Raw genomic sequence first — 19,983 nt, forward strand, 5'->3', positions numbered from 1 at the left:
TCTATTCCTTCCTTAGCCTTTTTGCTTTCCACGCTCTCTGGCTGCCACATAAATTCTCTCACTCATCTCACCCGGCTTTTCATGGGTGTCCGCATCCAGCACAAGTATCACTTCCATCCCCGCCTTTTCCACAAACCCAAGCATTTCATCAAGCCTATATCCCCTTTGCAGGTGGGTTTCCGTAAATCGCCGAAACAGCCCGCTTTTTTCCTCTTTTACAAAGATTGTCAGGTCATACTCATTTATCCTCTCCTGCTCATGGTAATAATTCTCCCAAATAAAGCTGCAGGTTTCCCTGTTCTCTGCGATCGTTGTATCCCCTATCACCTTTTCATATTTATAAACCGTATTAAAGTCAAAGATAAAAAGACCGCCGGGATACAGGTAATTGTTCACCAGCGAAAACACACCCTCTATCTCATCGTCTTCCAAAAGGTAATTGAATGAATCGCACACACTCAGCACTGTCCCAACAGTACTGTACAAATCCAAATCCCGTATATCCTGACAAAGATAGAGAATTTCACTGCCGGATTTTTCCTTTTTTTCCAAAGCTTCATGCAGCATTGCCTCCGAATTGTCTACGCCAATCATATCGTAGCCCTTTGCATACATAAGCTCTGTCAATGTACCTGTTCCGCACCCTAAATCCAGCACCAGATTCCGCTCTGTCTCCAAAGCTTCCTCCTGCACCATACGATTTTCATCCTCTCTCCCAGCGGTTCCCGCCAAGGTCAGATTCCCTTCTCCATTTGAAAAATCTTTCCTCTCGCCCAAGGGCTTTGAAATTCCATATTTTTTTATTAAATCTTCCAAAAAATCCGCCCACTCCTCATAGGGCGTATCTTCCATAAAAATATCATACACTCCGGCAAAATCCGTATACGCTTCCACAGCATTCTCCATTCTTGCCAGCAGCCCTCAAATTTGGGCGCATGCACAAGTTTGTTGATTGAAAAATCTCTGATTTTTCAATCTATTCTCCCAGCTTCATAGCAATTACGAAACCAATTCCAAAAGTCACCACACTGACCACAATACCCGGCACCGTAATTGTACCCACATCTCCCAACAGGAAAATCGCAAAAGGAGAAGCCACAATCAATCCAATGATAGCCCAATATGCCTGAATGGGAAACTTTTCAAAAATAACTTCAATCAGCTTTGCAATGGCAAAAACACCTGCCACAATTCCGATTCCCATAGGCACTAAAACACCGCATCCCTGTATCATACCCGCAACATCGAAAGATGCCAGCGCCGTAACAAAATTTTTAATTGACGCTACAATCGGATTATAATATCCCATAAGCAGCAGCATCATCGAACCGCTAACCCCAGGTATAACCATAGTCGCCGAAGCAATGACACCCACCACAAAAAGTTTCATTACAGACCAAAGACTAAATGACAGGTCGGCAGCAGCGCCTTCCTTTTCCCCTATGGCAGCCATTCCTACCACAACTGCAAAAAAAATCAGAAAAGGAAGAATATAACTGGTTTTAATCCCCTTTCCCTTCACCTTCTTACAGACAGCGGGAAGCCCTCCCACAATCAAGCCGATAAACAGGCAGTTAGTCTGCAGCGGAAAATGTTCAAAAGCAGGCTCAATCACAAAAGACAGCCCTACCAGTGCAATGCCCATTCCTATCGCAATTGGAATCAAAAATTTTAGGCTCTCTTTCAGTTCCTTGAATAAATGGGTGACGCTGTGAATCATCTTGTCATAAATACCCATGGAAACCGCCATAGTTCCTCCGCTGACGCCGGGAATAATATTAGCAGTTCCCATTACAATACCTTTTAAAATGTTCTTAATCATTTTTACACCTCCTGCATACCGCAAGCTTTGCTTGTGGTACTGCCACTAATAAAGAGTTTGGAAGTTTACTTCCAAACTTACACCTCCTGCATACAATAAGCAGAGCTTATTGTCCTATATCGCAAGCTTTGCCTGCGTTACTTTAAATAATTTTCTAAAAACGCAACCAGCTTCTCCATCTGCTCATCTGTTCCAATGGTGATGCGCAGATAATTGCTTATCCTTTCCTTATCCCAATGCCTTACATATATATTATTTGCTTTAAGGGCAAGAAAAATATCCTTTGCAGGTACCTTTTCATGGCTTACAAATAAGAAATTCGCCTTCGAATCGGCAAAGGAAAATCCAAGCCTTTTTAACTGCTCCTTTGTCCACTCCCTGGTTTTTACAATTTTTCCTATCATCTCCTTAAAATAGGCATCATCCAAAACAGCCGCTGTCCCCATCTCGATCGCCGGCATGTTCATGGTGTAGGAATTAAAGGAAAACTTTACATCCTTTAAATAATGAATCAATTTTTCATTTCCAATGGCAAAGCCAATCCGCGCCCCTGCCATTGCACGGGATTTTGAAAAGGTTTGCACCACCATCAGATTGTCATATTGATTTATCAGCGGAATCATGCTTGTTCCGCCAAAATCCACATAAGCTTCATCCACAATCACCACGGAATCCGGGTTCTCCGCAATTATCTCCTCAAAAAGGCTCACATCCTCCAGCACGCCTGTAGGCGCGTTGGGATTTGGAATTACAATTCCCCCGTTGGATCTCAGATAGTCCTCTTTTCTAATGCGGAAATCCGAATCGAGGGCGCAGACCTTATAAGGAATTCTGAATACTTCCGCCCACACATTATAAAAGGAATAGGTAATGTCCGGAAACAAAATTGGCTTGTCTCCATAAAAAAAGGTCATAAAAGCCATAGCAAGCACATCATCCGATCCCACACCCACAAACACCTGCTCCGGCTTTACGTGATAATAGTCTGCCAATGCATGCACCAGCTTTTCTGCATGCATATCCGGATAAAGACGAAGCTTCCCGTAATCCATTTCTTCCTGTATTTTTCCGACTTCAGGGGAAGGGGGATAGGGGCATTCATTGGTATTTAGTTTTATGACTCCCTCCCTTTTAGGCTGCTCTCCGGCCACATAGGGCTCTACCCTTCTCACATTTTTTTCCCAGCTCATTTCATCCTCCTCGCTGCCAGGTTATTTGCTATCCATCTGGGCATTTCTCATTTTTATATATTTACAATATCTGCCAGCCCCTATGGTAACATTATAAGGGCTTCTTCGCAAGCACAATTCATCCTTTCATGGATATCTTTACATTTCTTTAATACCTTTTAAATATCTTTTATACACTCCACTCTTTTGCCAGTTGCCTGTATTCTTCCGCTTGTTTGGGCAGATCCATCTTATCATAGCAGTCGGAAAGCCTCGCAAGAGGGAAATCACCGCCGGTATGGATATTTAGGATACTTTGTGTCTCATATGCCGCATTATAATACCAGATGGTGGCTTCCTGATATTCTTCCCGTTCAAAATAGTATTCTCCCAATTCGAAGCACACTTCGCTTACACCCTCACTGGCGATATCCTTCATGGCATAGCGATACATTTTCAGGTAATCCCCACGCATTCTTGCACCTTTCACCACAATGCACACTGCCTCTTTCATTTGGTCTTGTCCTGTTTCTCCACTGTCTGCTATTTGTGTAAAATACGCTTCCGCTTCTCTAAAATTTTCCGGCGTTCCGCAAATCATAAGTTCTCTGGCATACATATTTTTAAGCCGGTCTGACAGCTCTCCGCCCTCCCCGACTATTTTATGGAAAATCTCCAAATCCCTTCCTGCATGGCTGCCTGCCGGTAAATGCGTAATTTCTATGTCACTGTCAAACACAGTTGGGGAAAGACGCACTGTCTCATGCACCGGCTCAATCCAGCAAAAAGTACGCAGTCTCTTAAACAGCTTGGGGCGGAGCTCCTTATCATAATTGTACACAGTTCCAAAGGATAGCTGGTTTGCGTAATACATCTGTACAATCTCGATCTCCGGTATGAGCTTTTCCTTTAAAATCCTGAATTTTTCCCGATTGCTTTCATCTAAAACCTCATCCGCATCAGCAGAATAAATATAATCGCATTTCGCCTTTGAAAAGGAAAAATTTCTTGCCTCTGCAAAATCCTGGGACCATTTAAAATCATAAACTTTATCCGTATATCTGGCGGCTATCTCCTTTGTCCCGTCCTCAGACCCTGTGTCCACAATAATAATCTCATCTACCAGATCCCCGATGCTGTCAAGGCATCTTGCTAAAATCTTTTCTTCATTCTTTACAATCATACACAAACTAATCGTGACCACGCTTCTATCCTCCTGCTTTTTATTAAGTATATTCATTGACAACAATAGTGTTATACGATATAGTGTTTCTAAATGCCGGAATTTACGCAATCATGTAAACCCATTTCGTAGACAAAACTTACATTGGCACATATGCTAATTATAACATAAGACATATTTAAGGAACAGGAGCAAATACCATGAAAACCATGTTAAGGACCAGACTTACCATAAAAGCGACCCAGAGCTTTTTTACTACATGGGCACTTATGAAAGCAAGCCGCATGGAACCAGGAAATATTTTAACCCTTGTCTTCTTTCTCTTTAGCTTTTTCTTTTATTGCTATGTGGATGAGCACCTATATCGGTCTCATCTTGGAAAAAACCGAAAGACAACGGTAACCTCCGTGGTCATTTCCATTCTTTTCACGGTTTTTTATATGGCTGTGGATTACCCCAGATATATAGACACGCTTACCAACCCTTTGTTCCGAATGGGTATCATTTGCTCCACATTTCTAGGCTTTGGATTCCTTTTTTATCATATACTTATTTTTCTCTTTTCCTGCACCGGAGATAAAGTGCGCCTTCGCAGCGTACTTTTCACGGACCCCTATGACCCTGTGCAGCCGATTTCCGCCGTCCGGTGTCGTTTTCCATGGCTTTCTAAAGCTTTAACCTTTTTGCGCTCCTTTTACATAAAGCACACGGCACTTTGTGCTTTCCTGCTTTGCTTTATTTTCTGGTTTCCCTATTTTCTGTATCAATATCCGGGTATCATGACCCCGGACAGCATCAATCAGTTTGAGCAGGTGGTAAAAGTTATCCCGTACAGCAATCATCATCCCTGGGTGCACACTCTTATCATTAAGCTGCTTTACTCTATTGGTTACAAGCTCACCGGTAGTATGGTGGTTGCACTTTCCTTTTATACCTTTTTTCAGATGTGCGTCCTTGCCTTAAGTGTAAGTTATTTCATCCTCACCATGAAAAAATACTGTGTGAGAACCCGCATCTGTCTCTTGGTAACTCTGTTTTATGCACTAATTCCTTACCATGCCGTCCACTCTGTTACCATATGGAAGGATGTTCTTTTTGCTGCCGCTATGCTCAGCCTTGGCTGTTCCTCCTTATGTCTGCTTAGAAAGACAAGCATCCCCCACCTGTGCATTTTTGCAATTTCAGGACTTGCAATGTGTCTGCTGCGCTCTAATGGCTGGTATGCCTTTATACTTTGCCTTCCCTTTTTACTGATTTATTTCAGAAAAAAAGCTTGGGTGATGGTTCCTGTCCTTCTGGGGATTTTTCTGTGTGCGGCTATCATAAAATATCCGGTTATGCAGGCATTTGAGGTTACACAGCCAGACTTAATTGAGTCTCTTGCCATTCCAGCCCAGCAGATTACCGCCGTTATCTGTAAGGATCGTGTTCTCACAGATGCGGAAAGGGATTTCATTGAAAATGTGGTAGATTTAACCTATATTAAAAAATTGTATGATCCTTCTTACGCTGACAATATCAAAGAGTTAGTCAGAGCCGGAAATCAAGATTATCTGTCAGACCATAAATGGGAATTTTTTAAGCTGTGGGCGAAACTGGGATTACGTTACCCTGGCGATTATATAACAGCCTATATTCATCAGACCTACGGTTACTGGTATCCGGATTCCTTTTATCCGGTGGCTGATGTTGAAGGTGTCAGCGCCACCGACTTAGGTGTCTCACACACTCCTCTCATTGGTGGTCCTTTGGTCATTAAAATAAAAGAAATTTCCATTAAGCTTGGCGGTATGCTTCCCCTGTACGGCCCTCTTTGGAGTATGGGTGTCATTTGCTGGATACTGATTTTCTGTATCGGCAATGCCTTTGTACGATCGGAAACCTCAAAATTAATTTTCTATTTGCCAAGTGTGGCTGTGCTGTTCACTGTTTTGATTGCAACCCCGGTTGCCTCAGAGTTCCGCTATGTCTATTTTATGGTTTTCTCTCTGCCATTTTATATCATTACCTCTATGCTGATGCTGCGTCATAATACGGAAGAAAAATAAGCTGGCCCTTGGGCCAGCTCCAATTTTTACAAAACCTTAGAGAGGAAATCCTGCAGTCTCTCACATTTCGGATGATTGAAAAATTCAGCAGGGGTATTTTCCTCCATAATATTTCCCTCATCCATAAACAGCACCTTTGTTCCCACTTCCCGCGCAAATCCCATCTCATGTGTCACTACCACCATCGTCATGCCTGATTCCGCAAGCTCTTTCATAACATCCAAAACCTCGCCTACCATTTCCGGGTCAAGGGCTGATGTAGGTTCATCAAAAAGCATCACTCTTGGATTCATGGCCAGGGATCTCACAATGGCAATCCTCTGCTTTTGACCGCCGGAAAGCTGGCTGGGATAGGCATCCGCCTTTTCCTTAAGTCCTACTCTTGCAAGAAGCTTTAATGCATTTTCTTTTGCTTCTTCTTTTCCCATAAGCTTCAGCTTTACGGGAGCCAGCGTAATATTATCTATAATGGAAAGGTTATGAAACAGATTAAAATTCTGGAACACCATTCCCATGTGCTCCCTGATTTTATCAATATTTACTTTCGGGTCTGTAATGAGCTGTCCGTCAAACCAAATTTCACCACGGGTAGGCGTCTCTAAAAGATTCAGGCAACGCAAAAAGGTACTTTTTCCTGAGCCAGAAGGCCCCACAATCACAATCTTTTCTCCCTGATGCACATGATAATTGACTCCGCGCAATACATGATTTCCCTCAAATTCTTTGTGCAGTTCCTTAACGATTATCACTTCTACGCAGCCTCCTCTCCAGTATATCCAGCAAAATTGTCAGTATCTTAATAATGACAAAATAAATGACAGCGGCTCCTATCAGCGGCATAAACGGCTCATAGGTCCTTGATGAAATCTGATTGGCCATTCTTGTAAGGTCTGTAAGGCTCACATAGCCTACAATAGCCGTCTCCTTGAGAAGAACTATGAACTCGTTTCCAATCGGAGGCAGCACATTTTTAATTGCCTGTGGGATTATGATATAAATCATGGTTTGCGCTTTGGAAAGTCCAAGGGATCGACCTGCCTCCGTCTGCCCTTTATCCACAGCCAAAATACCTGCGCGCACAATTTCCGCCACATAAGCGCCGCTGTTAATACCAAATGAAAGCACGGCAACTAAAGTACCATTCTTACAGCTTTTCATAATGATAAACCACATGATCAAAAGCTGTAAAACAGAAGGCGTTCCTCTAATCACATCTATATAAACATTCGCAATTACTGTCCAAATGGTCTTTTTCCCATTTCTGCCGGTAGAGAGCTTCATAAGGGCTAACACCGTACCAATCAAAAGCCCCAGAATCGCTGCAAAGAAAGCGATCTCCAGCGTAACGCCAAGCCCTTCTATGTAAAGTTTCCACCTGTCAGATGCTACAAATGCCATCTCAAACTTTTCGGCTGTTTTTTCAAACCATGCTTGCATATCATAAGTTCCTTTCCTTTTTCAAAAAAGGATAGCAACCATTGTGCTATCCTCTTTTATCAACGCTGACATGCAAAGCACGACTGCGTTTGTTAACATGAGGGCGTCTTGTGAAATGTGGCGTCCGTTATTTTTCGTATACTGCTGTTTGCGTTTTTAGTTTTCGATATAAGTCTCAACTAATTCATCAAAGGTTCCATCTGTTTTTATTTCTGCCAAAGCCGCATTGATCTGCGCTACCAAAGCTGCATCACCTTTCGGGATTGCAATGGCATACTCCTCAGGCTCAAAACCAAATTCCGCTCCATCAACCGCTGTAAGCTGTCCTTCAAACTTGCTTGCAAACACCAGTGCAGGATTCTTATCAATGATAACACAGTCAACTTTTCCGTTTATTAAATCGTTAACTGCATCCATTCCTTTATTGTACTGGGAAACCTGGGCATCTGCAATATCATCTGATGCAATGAAATCTCCTGTGGTACCGAGCTGTACGCCAATTGCCTTTCCTTCAAGATCTGCTGCCGTAGCAATCTCTGAACCTTCAGGAAGGATTACATACTGAACGGCCTCATAATAGGAATCTGAAAAATCAACAGACTGCTGTCTCTCCTCCGTAACGGTCATCCCTGCAATAGAAACATCCACCTTGCTTCCGATAGAAGCCACAAGGGAATCGAACTCCATGTTTTCAACCTGAACCTCTACGCCCAGCTTCTCGCCAATTGCTTTAATAAGAGCAATATCAAAACCGTCCGGTTCACCGTCATCACCTACATACTCAAAGGGCGGGAACTCTGCGTTCGTGCCTACTGTAAGGATGCCGTCTGCTAATGCTTCTGACGCAGCCTCTGTATCGGCTCCCGCTTCTGTCTCACTATCCTCTGCCTCTGCTTCCGGTTCAGACTGCGCATCTGTTTCCGGGGCTTCTGCCTCATCCTGCGCGCCTTCGCTTTCCGTGTTCTCCTCCCCGGCAGCATCTGATGCTGTCTCCGAAGCGTTACCGCCTCCACAGGCTGTGAGCAGACTCATTGTCATAACTGCTGCCAGTAAAAGTGCAATAAATTTTTTCATAACTACTCCTCCATTTTTATGCATAATTATGCATTAATTTTGTAAACACTACGAGTCTATCACTTTCATAGTCTAAAATCAAGACCTTTATTACTTTTTAATGCAAAACTGCAATCATTTCCTTCCTTATATATACAGTTGCATTTTGGGAGTCTTTGTATACAACAAGGGCCTCATCTTCTCTCCCCAAACGGAAAAGTCCCGGCTTGATACAATATCGGTTGGTATATGCTTTTTCTACCATAGTTTCCGTAATCTTTATGGTATATGTATCCTCCTCCAGCCTGACCATGCAGCGCCCCAGGTAAAGCATCCTGCCTTCTCCATTATCATTATAAACCTTCACGCTGTTTCTTAAATAAAACAGCCATAACAGGATTCCTGCAATCAGCGCCAGCACGCCTGCTGTCACTGTAAGCATTCTGACCACAGGATTTGCAAAAATACTGTTATTTCTTTCGCTTAACCCTACCTTATACCGGATTTCTTCCATGGCCTGTTTTTCCGGTATGGACGCACTTTTTGTTTCTTTTACTATCTTAGGGGAGGGTGTCATGGAAGGAGCAGGGGTATCCTGCGCTTTTTCCTCTATCACTTTTTTTACTCCCCTCTTTACGGTTTCTTGTGCCTGCTCAGAGGCTGCCAACGCATCCTCATCTTTACGCTCCCTGACTTCATCCCTCTGGTCCGGCAGCACATTTTCATTGTTTTCCTCCGATGGATTTTCCCCATCTTCAGATGGCCTCCCATCCCGTTCCTCATCCGGTATATCTGTGGGAGCAGGATTAGGCTCTGATGCAGGTTTTTCAGATATCGCAGGGCTTTTCGAAGGGGTGGCTGATGGCACAGGCCTTGTAGCCGCTTTCAATATATTATCTACCTGAATTTTACCGGTCAGTCCACTCTCATCCACGTCCTTATTTTTCAGTCTTAACCGGACCGAATAATCGCCATTTTGTTTTACCTGAATTTGATCACCACTGCCTGCCTGGTTTCCGTTTTCATCCCACCAGACATAAGGATCGCTGTCAAGCTCTAGCTTCCCTCCTGTCAAATCCTCCAGTCTCACATGCAAAGTAACCTCCTCTGCTGTGCTCAGGGTTTCGTTGGTTACAATCAAGCGCCCGCACGGCACATCCTCCTTAAGGCCACAGTCAAGCCCATAGCCATCAACATCTGTTCCGCATTCTGTCTCATAGAACTCTATTTCATCCTTCCCGTAACCACAATCCGGCTCGTAGCGTTCAACATCCGTATCTTCTTTTCCACAGCCAATTTTATAGCTTTCTACCGTATCTTCATCCTTACCGCAGATCACCACCTGATAATCATGCATCATAGGTGCCATGAATCCGCACTGCTGACAATATCTGATAATTGTATTTTCCGTTCCCGCATCACAGCTGTCATGGTTCGCTATTCCTTCCGCTCTCACAAATACGCTCTCCCCATGGCCGGAAAAACATCTGCCGGTTTCTGTGCTGATCACATTAACTGTTGTGTAGCTAATGGTGCATGCTCTTTCCTCATAACAGCTATTCCCGTGCTCATGTTTCACAGGTTCGCTAAAGCACCCTCCACCCTCTGTTGGATTTCCCTGATGCTCATGATAGATTTCTTTCCCGTAGCAGCCGCCGCCTGTATCTTCACTTCCCTGATGGATATGGAGCACAGGCTTCGTATAACAGCCACCGCCAGTGGCTGCATTTCCCTCGTGCTCATGCTCTATCGCCTGTTTATAGCATCCTCCAAAAACATCCTGACTCCCTATATGCCTGTGGTATATGTAGGTAATCGTCTCTTTGGGTGCCTGGTTCAAAGCAGAATCCTTTTGATTGATGTTGCTTTCTTCTGCTCTTTCCTGCTTTTCTGTTCCGTATACTGGCATGGCCGCGGCAAAAAGCAAAGGAAAAGCAATCAGAATGGGTATTGCTTTCAAAAATCTTTTCTTCTTTTCTTTCTCTATTTCCTTCATCATTTCTCCATTTCTTTCCGGATATCCTTCCGAAAGGTACATGTACTTTTTCTGCAACAAAAAACTGCCCATGGAATTTCCACAGACAGCTCACCTGTACACAATTCATTCTTCATTCATTTGGATTTTCTAAGCGGTAAGTGCATTTACTATATCACACCCTTTTCCCCCTTGTCAAACACTTTCTCTCTCACTCACTCCTATGAAGCGATTACGCTGTTACTTTTCACAGGTTGGCCAGAGGCGCTTCACTGCCTAGCGGCCGCTTATCGCAGCAGAAACATGGTTACTTTTCACGGGTCAGGAATGCGCATTCCGCGAGAACGTGATTCAGGTGTGAGGGGCAATTTTTGCGAAGCGAAACTTGGAATATCACCCCGAATGTTACTATGAGCGGCTCCCAGGCCGTGAATAGTAATGAAACATGAAACATAACTATATAACAGACAAAAAAACATTGTATAATACAAGCAAAAAATTTATAATAGCTTTATGAACACAATACATAAAAATCCACGAAACCACCAAACACATATATGTTTTCCCATAGATAAATCTGTATGGGTCAAAAAAAGCTTACTCCTCTTGTTTACAGTATGCATTTGTACCGGTTTTTTCATAGCCTGCGGTACTTCCCGCCCGGCTAAAACCCCCGGCTACACCCCCTTAATTTACCTGCTAAAGTCAACCCCGATCTCCTTTGATCGCTCGACTTTAAATGAAATACCCAATAACCCGTTCCCCTCTTTAAGCGTGCCTACTTATATCACCAAAGTGGAGGACACCTATTTTATTGTAGACTGTTACAATAATCAGGTCATCTATCATGACAACTTAAACGACCCTTTATACCTGTGGCAGGTGATGACAAATGATATTTCCATGGGACATACTATAGCCAGTGATGGAGAAGTTTATCTGATTGACGATACGGAAAACAACCGCATTTTGATTATGGAAAAAGGGAAAAATGTAAACGGACAAACCATCTTTGTCCCCACCCAGGAATTTTGCGGCATCGGGAATCGCCCTCACTTCATTCTATATGACGATTATACCGATACCTTTTATGCCTGGAGCTCCCAGAGCGGAGAAATGTATCTTTTTCGCCACGCCAAAGGAGATACCCGGGTATACCTGACGGACATACGCTCTATCCCCTCCCTGGCTGGCATTTATGTCCGTTCCTTCACCATCCTGGACGACCGGATTTATTTTGTATCCGGCAATTCAAGTATCATAGAGGCGGATCTTTATAGTTTTGAGATCAAAAAAGAATACCCTGTTTTGCCGGAAATGGCCGGTATGATACAGCTGACACAGATAGAGGATTATTATTATATCACCATCTCCACCGACATAACCGGCAATCAGGATTATGCCACCATGCTTCGAACGAAAAGCCTGGAGGATCTCTCTGACGGAAAATACGAGGACGTATATCAAAATTTTATCGGCGGCGGAACGCCCTATTACATCACACATATTGACGATAAGTGGTACCTGACCGAGCATCGCATTCCGGGCCACTCCATTTGGAGCTTTCAGGTGGAGGATAATGCCATATTAAATGTGACATCCATCTATTAATCTTTATACAAAAGCACTGAAAGGACATGCAAATGAAAAAAATTCTTTTTAACCCACTCAAGAATCATGATACTTCAAAAAAAACCAACCTGTATGTCATCTTTGCCATACTGGCATTTTGTATTGCCACTGCTATAGCGCAGGGCACCAGCTTTTTTTACGCTCCTCATTATACAAAGACGCTGGTTTTAACCTGTCTTTTTGTGACCTACACAGGACTTTTGTTCTATTTAAAATTTTCCGGTCGTTTTGACGAGGATCGTATCGTTTTTATGATTATCCTATTGGGCATCCTTTTCAGATGCAGTTATGTGCTTTTATCAGGCCTTTATGAGCGTCAACATGACGCAGGGGCTTACACCGGTATGGGAACTAATTTTGTCAATCCGGGCCACATTGGCTATATTGAGTATATCTACAAATTTCATAAGCTTCCGGATTTAAACCCCTACGAGCTGTTCGCCTACTATCATCCTCCGCTGCACCATATTATTTCTTTTCTTTGGCTGCAGCTCAATATTATGCTGGGCGTGTCGGAGAATCTTGCATTTGAAAATCTGCAAATCCTTCCCCTTTTCTATTCCTATCTCTGTATGGTAATTACCTGGAAAATCCTAAAGGTTCTTGAGATAGAAGAAAAAGGACTTTATATAGGGCTTGCTTTTATGGCTTTTCATCCTGCCACTATCGTTATGGCCGGAAGCGTCAACAATGATATGCTGACCATATTATTTATGTGCCTTACCATATTAGAATCTCTTAAATGGATACAAAATAAAAATCTGGCAGGGCTTATCAGACTGGCTTTGTGCATTGGTTTTGGGATGATTACCAAGCTTAATTCCGCAGTTCTTGCTATCCCTTTAGCTATCATTTTCCTGATTCACTTTATTTCCGTTCTACGCACAAGGAAAAAAAGTATTCTTTTAACCTGGATAAAAAACTATTTTATTTTTGCCATAATCGTTGCTCCTATAGGCTTATCCTGGATCCTGCGGAATCTCATGCGTTTTGGCGAAAAGCCCGGCGTGCCCGTTCCCGGAGAAACCTCCCCTATGTATACGGCCCACTACAGTCTCTGGGAACGTTTAGGCATTCCGGCCTTTTCGGACTGGAATTTCCCTTTTCCTTTCCATCCTATCAGTGCAAAGGCCTGCAACAATACTTGGGTTATCATGTTCCACACCTCCTTGTTTGCAGAGGAATACCCTGCCAATTTATCCGATATTCTTTTGATTTTATGTCAGATTACCTTTATCCTGGCGGTTATCTTCGGTATCATCACCGCCCTTTTACTGACAGCTGTCCTTTTCCGTCACGCCCGGTCGCGTTTAGAAGGACAGCTATCCGAACCGTTCCCACCTCACGCTCCGGGCCAGTTTACCAACCAAAAAACCGGCCGTGAAAATGCCATTTTCCTTTTGACCGGTTATATCATTATGCTGATTTCTTTTGCTGTCTTTGTTATTATTTACCCTTATACCTGCAGCAGCGATTTCCGCTATGTGGCAATCTGCCTGGTTTACATTTCAATCGCTTTAGGGTTAGGTAATAAATATTATTTGTGCCCCGTCTATGAACGGGAGGACAGTGTCTTTGCAAAGCTGAAATCTGTTTCCATGCATATCATAAACTGGGGTATTATCATGATTCTTGCCTTTAGCACGGTTATTTATATCTTTTGGGAGCGTTGGTAGCATTTTCCTTCAACTGTTCTCTTTCCCTGAATTGCTCTATTTCCCTTTTCGCCCGGGGAGGCAGAGCTCCTTCCAGGGAATTTTTTTCTACCGAGTGGCTGTTTTTAAAATTCTGCAATATCTGGCTTGCAGCATGCTCCATTTCCTCCTTAAGCTCTCTGGAGGAAATAAGCTTACAGCCCTCCCCTACAATAATAATCTGTTCAAGGCCATCCGATGTGGCCACGGTTATATCATACCTTTTGCTGTTTTCATGGGCAAATTTTTCAATATACTGGTCGGCCGTCTCCGCTTCCTTTGTATACACCACATGAATATTGTGATAGTCTAAGACTTCCGTTGGATGTCCGGTCAAACGGTACGCATCAAAAACCGCAATTAAATTGCACCCTCTTACCGCCTGATAGTTACAAAGCAAGTCAAGCAGCGCTCCTCTGGCCCCATCTAAGCTTTTATCCGCCAATTCCTTTAACTCATCCCATGCAAAAATCACATTGTAGCCATCCACCAGCAAATATTCTTCCCGTTTGGGAGCTGCTTTATAAACGCTGGTCCGGGATGGCAGCGAAAAATCATCTGACCTCTCCCGGCTTCTTTTCCATCCGGCCTTTGTTTCCCTTCTGTTTCCCTTTTTGTTGGCATGAAATGTACGGTTTAAAATTTCTTCGATTTCCTCCTGTCCCATACTGACAGGCTCCTGCCCCTTACCGGCCTTTTTTTCTCTGGCGCGAGTTCCGCCCTTTATCCTTAGGCCTCCCCTGTCTGCCATCTCCTCCAAATACCTGTCGTTCCTTATCTCCTCTCCCCACAGGTCTTCCGCTTCATTTCCAATGTCTCTTTTCTTCAGGCAGCCTTCCAGATGCATGTAGGCGGGCACCTCATCCCACTCCACAATAAACCCGGCTCCATGGGCGCAAAATACGGAACTGGAAGGATTGGCCACATCCCGGAGCGGATCGTAATCCGCCGCCTCTAAGACTTCCTCCGTATTATGACAGGGATAATATCCTTTCATACTGCAATACAGCCGCCCTTCTCCTTTGGTATAAGCGGCTACTTCTGCCGGATATTCCTGTAAAAGCGCCATAGGCGCCATACCTCTTAAAATACTCATACCGTGGCCGTCCTGTTCCATGGTAAAGCTGCTCTGCATTTTATCCAAATCTGACATAGCCCGGCCCACTGCCTTCTGCGGCACCTCCAGTTTATATTCATAATAAGGCTCCAACAATATACTTTCTGCCTGCATCAGTCCCTGACGCAGGGCCCGGTAAACAGCCTGCCGGAAATCGCCTCCTTCTGTGTGCTTTTGATGCGCGCGTCCCGATTTTAAGGTAATCCGTATATCCGTAATCGGAGCACCCATTAACACCCCTACATGTTCCTTTTCCTCCAGATGAGACAGCACCAGCCTCTGCCAGTTTAAATCCAGCACATCCTCGCTGCAGTCTGTCTTGATTCGGATTCCACTGCCTGGCTCTCCCGGCTCCATCAGAAGGTGCACCTCCGCGTAATGGCGCAAGGGTTCAAAATGCCCTACGCCTTCTACCGTATTGGCAATCGTTTCCTTATATACAATACTTCCCACACCAAAATCCACGCAGATGCCAAACCGCTCCTCAATCAGCCTCCTATACACCTCAATCTGCACCTGCCCCATAACCTGGGCTTTGATTTCCCTATTACTTCCATCCCACACAATATGAAGCTGCGGTTCCTCCTCCTCTAACTGTTTTAGCTTCGGAAGCATCTGAGCCGCATCACATCCCTCGGGAAGCCCAATACCATAACAAAGAACAGGGGAAAGCTCAGGATAAACAGGATCCTTTAAAAATCCCAGCCCATCCCCGGCCCGTGTCCTGGTTAGTCCGGTAACCGCACAAATTTCCCCTGCGCTTACCTCCCCTGCCACCTCAAATTTTTCTCCGGAATAAATGCGGATTTGATTGACCTTTTCCTCCCATCTTCCATCCTCTGGCGCAATCCTGCTGTTTCCCGCTAGCAGCTCCTTTGCTTTAAGACTTCCGCCCACAATTTTCATATGCGTCAGACGGTTTCCCTGTCCGTCCCGTGAAATCTTAAACACTCTGGCGCCAAACTCTGCCGGATATGCTTTTTCTTCTGTGTAGTCATCTAACCCCTCTAACAATTCCTCCACCCCAAAAAGCTTCAGGGCGGAGCCAAAAAAGCAGGGAAAGAGTTTTCTTTCCCCGATTAATCTCCGTATACTCTTTTTTTCAATCTTTCCTATTTCCAGAAATTCGTTTAAAACATCTTCCTCACAAACCGCAATCGCTTCAAAAAATTCTTCTTCCGGGAAGGAATCTCCTTTTCCTGAAAAATCCACGCAATATTCGCTTAACTGAGCCCGCAATTCCGTCAGAATCATTGCTTTATCCACATCCGGCTGATCCATCTTGTTAACAAACAGAAAAACCGGTACCTGATAATGCTTAAGCAGCCTCCATAAGGTATGGGTATGGGCCTGTACCCCATCGCTGCCACTGATTACAAGAATCGCCGTGTCCATCACCTGCAGCGTTCGCTCCATCTCCGCTGAGAAATCCACATGTCCCGGCGTATCTAAAAGCGTAATCTCCGTATCTCCTGCCTTCAGCATCGCCTGCTTGGAAAAAATGGTGATACCTCTCTCTCTCCTGTCCGTAGGTATCTAAAAAAGTGTCTCTTTTGTCCACCCTTCCAAGCCTCCGGATGCTGCCGCTTAAATAAAGCATCCCCTCTGATAAAGTTGTTTTCCCCGCATCTACATGGGCCAGTATTCCTATCACAAGATGCTTCATTTATATACCCCCTGCATACCGCAGCTTTGCCTGCGGTACTGCCTCCAAGCTTCCACCTCTCACATTCACTGATTTTCAAGGGCTCTGCGTCCCAGCTCAAGGCATCCCATGATTCCCTGATTATCCTGTAAGCTTGCCGGAACAATGTAGCTTTCTATATGCTCTAATTCCTCTGTCCGGATATATCCGTTTAAAAGTTCCTTTACATAACTGCGGATTTTAGGAAACAGCTGCTCCTGATGCATAACGCCGCCCCCCAGAATAATCATTTCCGGAGAAACCGTCAGGATATACCCTACCAGCGCCTGGGCAATGTAATAGCTTTCCAAATCCCAGACTTCTTCTCTATCCTTAAGCTCTATGGCCTTTTTCCCCCAGCGCTCCTCAATGGCCGGCCCTGCCGCAAGTCCCTCTAAGCAGCATTTGTGGTAAGGGCATTTTCCCTGGTAGGTGTCATCTTCTCTTTTTTGAATCAGCACATGGCCAGCTTCCGGATGCAGCATCCCGTGAACCAGATTTCCTTCTACAAAAATTCCTGCTCCCACCCCGGTTCCTATGGTAATATAAATCACACTGTTTTTGCCCTTTGCCTGTCCAAAGGTAACTTCCCCAAGAGCGGAGCCATTCACATCCGTATCGAACCCCACAGGACAGCCCAGCGCTTCCTCAAAGGCTCCTACTATGTTGTAATTTCTCCATGCCAGCTTAGGCGTACTTGTAATATACCCGTAGGTGGCAGAGGACTTATCCGGGTCAATGGGCCCAAAACATCCGATTCCCAGGGCTTCTATCTCCGCCTTCTTAAAATATGCAAGCATCTCTGGCACTGTCTCCTCCGGTGTCCTTGTGGGAATGCAAATCTGTTCAAAAATCTTTCCTGTTTCGTCCCCCACTGCACATACCATTTTCGTTCCGCCTGCTTCTAACGCTCCCAATCTCATAAGCCTTTCTCCTTTTATCATTTTACTTTCTTTTATGTTCTTAAACTCAATTTAAAAACAAATTTCCGTCCAGCTCCACGATTTCTGCATTTCCCGTCTTATAGTTTTTCGCCATATCCTCAAAAGGTGTATGATAAAGATAGGACAATAAGGTCATAATCACCGCACTGTGCGTCACCACAAGTGAATTATTTACCTTTTCCTTTTTTGCAATATCTCCTAAAGCAGGCAGGAGTCTGTCAAGAAGCTGCTGATAAGATTCCCCTTCCGGCGGCACCTGATAACGGCGGTTGTTACGCCACACCTGATAATCCTCCGGAAACAATTCCCTTACCTGCTTCCACATATAGCCTTCCCATTTTCCAAAGCTAATTTCTTCAAGTCCTTGCTGTATCGTGGGTACCACGCCAAGCTTACTGCCTATAATGAAAGCGGTTTCGCAGGCGCGCTTTTTGGCGCTGGTATAAATCTCTCCAATCTGATAATCTCCACCTGCAAGCTTCCCGGCAAGTTCTTCCGCCTGCTGTCTGCCTTTTTCATTTAGCTCCGTATCCATTTGTCCCTGAATTCTGTTCTCTATATTCCAGTCTGTTTCGCCATGCCTTGCCAAATAAATTTTCATATCCATACCCCTGCATATCACAAGCTTTGTTTGCGATACTGCCAGCTTGCTATACATTTTGCACAATTCTATACCTATACACTATGCGCAAAATCCACAAAATTTTCAGTAAATTCAATCATCACTAACATTTTTTCAAAAAATTTGGTATGATATATATTATAGTCTGTTTATAAAGGAGGTAAAAATTATATGTTTCAAAAAGGTGAATATGTTATCTATAGTAATAATGGAATATGCCTCATACAAGATATAACTACCCTGAATCTTTCGGGCGTTGATAAAAACAGAGAATATTATCTGTTAAAACCCGTATTTGCATCCACCAGCACAGTCTATATTCCTGTAGACACCGCGGAGGCTTCCCTTCGCCCTGCAATCTCAAAAGATGAAGCCCACAGCCTGATTAAATCTATACCCGATATCCCTACCATCCCTCTGACGGATGAAAAGACTCTGGAAAAAACCTATAAAGAATATATGCGTTCCAACAACTGCAAGGCCTGGGTACAGCTTATCAAAACCATTTACCTGCGTAAAGAAAACAGGATTTTGAAGGGGCATAAGGTAACTGCATTGGACAGCCGCTATTTTAACCTTGCGGAGACCTCCCTTTATGGGGAGCTGTCTGTTGCTTTAGGTAAGCCCAGGGATGAGGTCAAATCCTATATCGCCAGCTGCATCGATGAAAGCGGGGACTGAGTTTCTCTCCGAGGGCCCTTACAAATGCTTTCTGCCAGCTTTTACGATTGCTTATAAAATAAGTTTACTACAGATTTCAAACAAGTTCAATCTTACTCTTAGCAGGAAAATTAATTTTGGTAAATTTTTACATGATTAGGGAGTGCAAAATCCCATCGCCAAAGGCGATTTTAAATGGATTTTGCATGTAACAGTTCAGCAAGGCTGAACTGTTACACATTTTCATTAAGGAAAGCAGTGGCAGCTTGCATACCTGGCAAATTGGCCACTGCTCTTTTTTCATAAGAAGTATATATCAATTCCTTTCTGTCAATTACCTGTTAATTGGGGCCTGGGGCCATAATATAAATTTTTATGAAGACGAAATTCCATATCCAACATTGGGACGCATAGCGCAGTAGCATCCGTCCGCCACGAATAAAGCAAGCAGCACAATACAAATTCCAATACGCCACTTCTTATGCACTTTCAAGTATATCTTTTCATAGAGAGGTAAGAATACGCAAACCAGCGCTGCCCCTCCTGCCCCAAAGATCAGCGCGCCTGTTAAGCAGATTCTTCCGCTGATGTTAAAAAGATGGTTACTGTAATCCCACCACCTTATGCCCCAACGCCGTTCCAGAAAATAGCTGGTCAGGTATTCCAAAACAGAGCAAAGCAGCGCCGATGCCCCAAACACAAGCAAAGGTTTGCTTCTTAAGGAGTGAAAGAGTATGCATAACAAGAGCCCCCCAACGCCGTAAACGGGCAGATAGGGACCTCTGTATACCCCTCTGTTTATCAGTGCGTGTTCTGTAAAAAAATACAATGCCACTTCCCAAAGCCAGCCTATAAAAGCAAGAGAAAAAAATAATAAAACATAATAGTCAAATTCATGGGATAATTTTTTATTTTTCATACAGTTAAAATACCCCATGTGTAG

General features: G+C 44.0%; 15 protein-coding genes and 1 pseudogene. 4 read left to right on the plus strand and 12 right to left on the minus strand.

Annotated features, from left to right (window positions below):
• Positions 1 to 12 precede the first annotated feature (12 nt).
• The 4 genes from D5281_RS08190 to D5281_RS08205 form a co-directional block, all read right to left on the minus strand.
• Entirely contained in the window at positions 13 to 894 is an 882-nt protein-coding gene (locus D5281_RS08190) for a class I SAM-dependent DNA methyltransferase (RefSeq protein WP_330584887.1), read from the minus strand.
• 82 nt (positions 895 to 976) lie between these two features.
• Positions 977 to 1,822 (minus strand): DUF368 domain-containing protein, encoded by an 846-nt coding sequence (locus D5281_RS08195; RefSeq protein WP_160559678.1) that lies wholly within the window; start codon positions 1,820 to 1,822, stop codon positions 977 to 979.
• A gap of 137 nt (positions 1,823 to 1,959) precedes the next feature.
• The gene (hisC, locus tag D5281_RS08200; protein WP_160559679.1) at positions 1,960 to 3,012 is read right to left on the minus strand and encodes a histidinol-phosphate transaminase; all 1,053 of its coding nucleotides are present in this window, start codon (positions 3,010 to 3,012) and stop codon (positions 1,960 to 1,962) included.
• 169 nt (positions 3,013 to 3,181) lie between these two features.
• Complete coding sequence (locus tag D5281_RS08205) at positions 3,182 to 4,195, minus strand: glycosyltransferase (protein WP_330584888.1); 1,014 nt, start codon at positions 4,193 to 4,195, stop codon at positions 3,182 to 3,184.
• Positions 4,196 to 4,374: 179 nt separating this feature from the next.
• Here D5281_RS08205 and D5281_RS08210 point away from each other — a divergent pair, with 179 nt between their 5' ends.
• Complete coding sequence (locus D5281_RS08210; RefSeq protein WP_160559681.1) at positions 4,375 to 6,222, plus strand: DUF6020 family protein; 1,848 nt, start codon at positions 4,375 to 4,377, stop codon at positions 6,220 to 6,222.
• Positions 6,223 to 6,248: 26 nt separating this feature from the next.
• On the opposite strand, the gene D5281_RS08215 is transcribed toward D5281_RS08210, so the two are convergent.
• The 4 genes from D5281_RS08215 to D5281_RS08230 all read right to left on the minus strand — a co-directional run bounded on the left by D5281_RS08215 (position 6,249) and on the right by D5281_RS08230 (position 10,780).
• Positions 6,249 to 6,971 carry an amino acid ABC transporter ATP-binding protein gene (locus D5281_RS08215; RefSeq protein ID WP_330584889.1) on the minus strand — a complete coding sequence of 241 codons (723 nt, stop codon included), beginning with the start codon at positions 6,969 to 6,971 and terminating at the stop codon, positions 6,249 to 6,251.
• Positions 6,958 to 7,659: an amino acid ABC transporter permease gene (locus D5281_RS08220; protein ID WP_160559682.1), complete on the minus strand. Its 702-nt coding sequence runs from the start codon at positions 7,657 to 7,659 to the stop codon at positions 6,958 to 6,960. The genes D5281_RS08215 and D5281_RS08220 overlap by 14 nt, the downstream gene beginning before the upstream one ends.
• Positions 7,660 to 7,815: 156 nt before the next feature.
• Positions 7,816 to 8,733, minus strand: coding sequence for a basic amino acid ABC transporter substrate-binding protein (locus tag D5281_RS08225; protein ID WP_160559683.1), 918 nt, complete (start codon positions 8,731 to 8,733; stop codon positions 7,816 to 7,818).
• 97 nt (positions 8,734 to 8,830) lie between these two features.
• On the minus strand, positions 8,831 to 10,780 hold the full coding sequence (locus tag D5281_RS08230; RefSeq protein WP_160559684.1) for a hypothetical protein: 1,950 nt from the start codon (positions 10,778 to 10,780) through the stop codon (positions 8,831 to 8,833).
• A 513-nt stretch (positions 10,781 to 11,293) separates the two neighbouring features.
• Between D5281_RS08230 and D5281_RS08235 the strand changes: the two genes are divergently transcribed.
• Together D5281_RS08235 and D5281_RS08240 are read left to right on the plus strand one after the other, a co-directional pair.
• Positions 11,294 to 12,298: a hypothetical protein gene (locus tag D5281_RS08235; RefSeq protein WP_160559685.1), complete on the plus strand. Its 1,005-nt coding sequence runs from the start codon at positions 11,294 to 11,296 to the stop codon at positions 12,296 to 12,298.
• Positions 12,299 to 12,330: 32 nt separating this feature from the next.
• Entirely contained in the window at positions 12,331 to 13,995 is a 1,665-nt protein-coding gene (locus D5281_RS08240; protein ID WP_160559686.1) for an ArnT family glycosyltransferase, read from the plus strand.
• On the opposite strand, the pseudogene D5281_RS08245 reads toward D5281_RS08240, so the two are convergent.
• The 3 genes and pseudogenes from D5281_RS08245 to D5281_RS08255 form a co-directional block, all read right to left on the minus strand.
• Positions 13,967 to 16,796: pseudogene (locus D5281_RS08245) on the minus strand (NYN domain-containing protein). The gene D5281_RS08240 and the pseudogene D5281_RS08245 overlap by 29 nt on opposite strands.
• A 65-nt stretch (positions 16,797 to 16,861) precedes the next feature.
• Complete coding sequence (locus D5281_RS08250) at positions 16,862 to 17,737, minus strand: ROK family protein (protein WP_160559687.1); 876 nt, start codon at positions 17,735 to 17,737, stop codon at positions 16,862 to 16,864.
• Positions 17,738 to 17,783: 46 nt separating this feature from the next.
• Complete coding sequence (locus tag D5281_RS08255; RefSeq protein ID WP_160559688.1) at positions 17,784 to 18,359, minus strand: histidine phosphatase family protein; 576 nt, start codon at positions 18,357 to 18,359, stop codon at positions 17,784 to 17,786.
• A 192-nt stretch (positions 18,360 to 18,551) separates the two neighbouring features.
• Between D5281_RS08255 and D5281_RS08260 the strand changes: the two genes are divergently transcribed.
• Positions 18,552 to 19,061: a CarD family transcriptional regulator gene (locus D5281_RS08260; RefSeq protein ID WP_160559689.1), complete on the plus strand. Its 510-nt coding sequence runs from the start codon at positions 18,552 to 18,554 to the stop codon at positions 19,059 to 19,061.
• A 352-nt stretch (positions 19,062 to 19,413) separates the two neighbouring features.
• Here D5281_RS08260 and D5281_RS08265 read toward each other — a convergent pair whose 3' ends face one another.
• Positions 19,414 to 19,959, minus strand: a complete 546-nt coding sequence (locus D5281_RS08265; RefSeq protein ID WP_160559690.1) for a putative ABC transporter permease — start codon at positions 19,957 to 19,959, stop codon at positions 19,414 to 19,416.
• Positions 19,960 to 19,983: the final 24 nt, after the last annotated feature.

Origin of the sequence: Parablautia muri, from assembly GCF_009917485.1 — a bacterium.
GTDB lineage: Bacteria > Bacillota > Clostridia > Lachnospirales > Lachnospiraceae > Suilimivivens > Suilimivivens muri.

Excerpts from the sequence above, each read along its gene's own strand:
- D5281_RS08265 (WP_160559690.1), bottom strand. The coding sequence starts at position 19,959 with ATGAAAAATAAAAAATTATCCCATGAATTTGACTATTATGTTTTATTA.
- D5281_RS08210 (WP_160559681.1), top strand. The coding sequence starts at position 4,375 with ATGAAAACCATGTTAAGGACCAGACTTACCATAAAAGCGACCCAGAGC.
- D5281_RS08225 (WP_160559683.1), bottom strand. The coding sequence starts at position 8,733 with ATGAAAAAATTTATTGCACTTTTACTGGCAGCAGTTATGACAATGAGT.
- hisC (WP_160559679.1), bottom strand. The coding sequence starts at position 3,012 with ATGAGCTGGGAAAAAAATGTGAGAAGGGTAGAGCCCTATGTGGCCGGA.
- D5281_RS08260 (WP_160559689.1), top strand. The coding sequence starts at position 18,552 with ATGTTTCAAAAAGGTGAATATGTTATCTATAGTAATAATGGAATATGC.
- D5281_RS08195 (WP_160559678.1), bottom strand. The coding sequence starts at position 1,822 with ATGATTAAGAACATTTTAAAAGGTATTGTAATGGGAACTGCTAATATT.
- D5281_RS08220 (WP_160559682.1), bottom strand. The coding sequence starts at position 7,659 with ATGCAAGCATGGTTTGAAAAAACAGCCGAAAAGTTTGAGATGGCATTT.
- D5281_RS08230 (WP_160559684.1), bottom strand. The coding sequence starts at position 10,780 with ATGGGCAGTTTTTTGTTGCAGAAAAAGTACATGTACCTTTCGGAAGGA.
- D5281_RS08240 (WP_160559686.1), top strand. The coding sequence starts at position 12,331 with ATGAAAAAAATTCTTTTTAACCCACTCAAGAATCATGATACTTCAAAA.
- D5281_RS08250 (WP_160559687.1), bottom strand. The coding sequence starts at position 17,737 with ATGAGATTGGGAGCGTTAGAAGCAGGCGGAACGAAAATGGTATGTGCA.
- D5281_RS08255 (WP_160559688.1), bottom strand. The coding sequence starts at position 18,359 with ATGAAAATTTATTTGGCAAGGCATGGCGAAACAGACTGGAATATAGAG.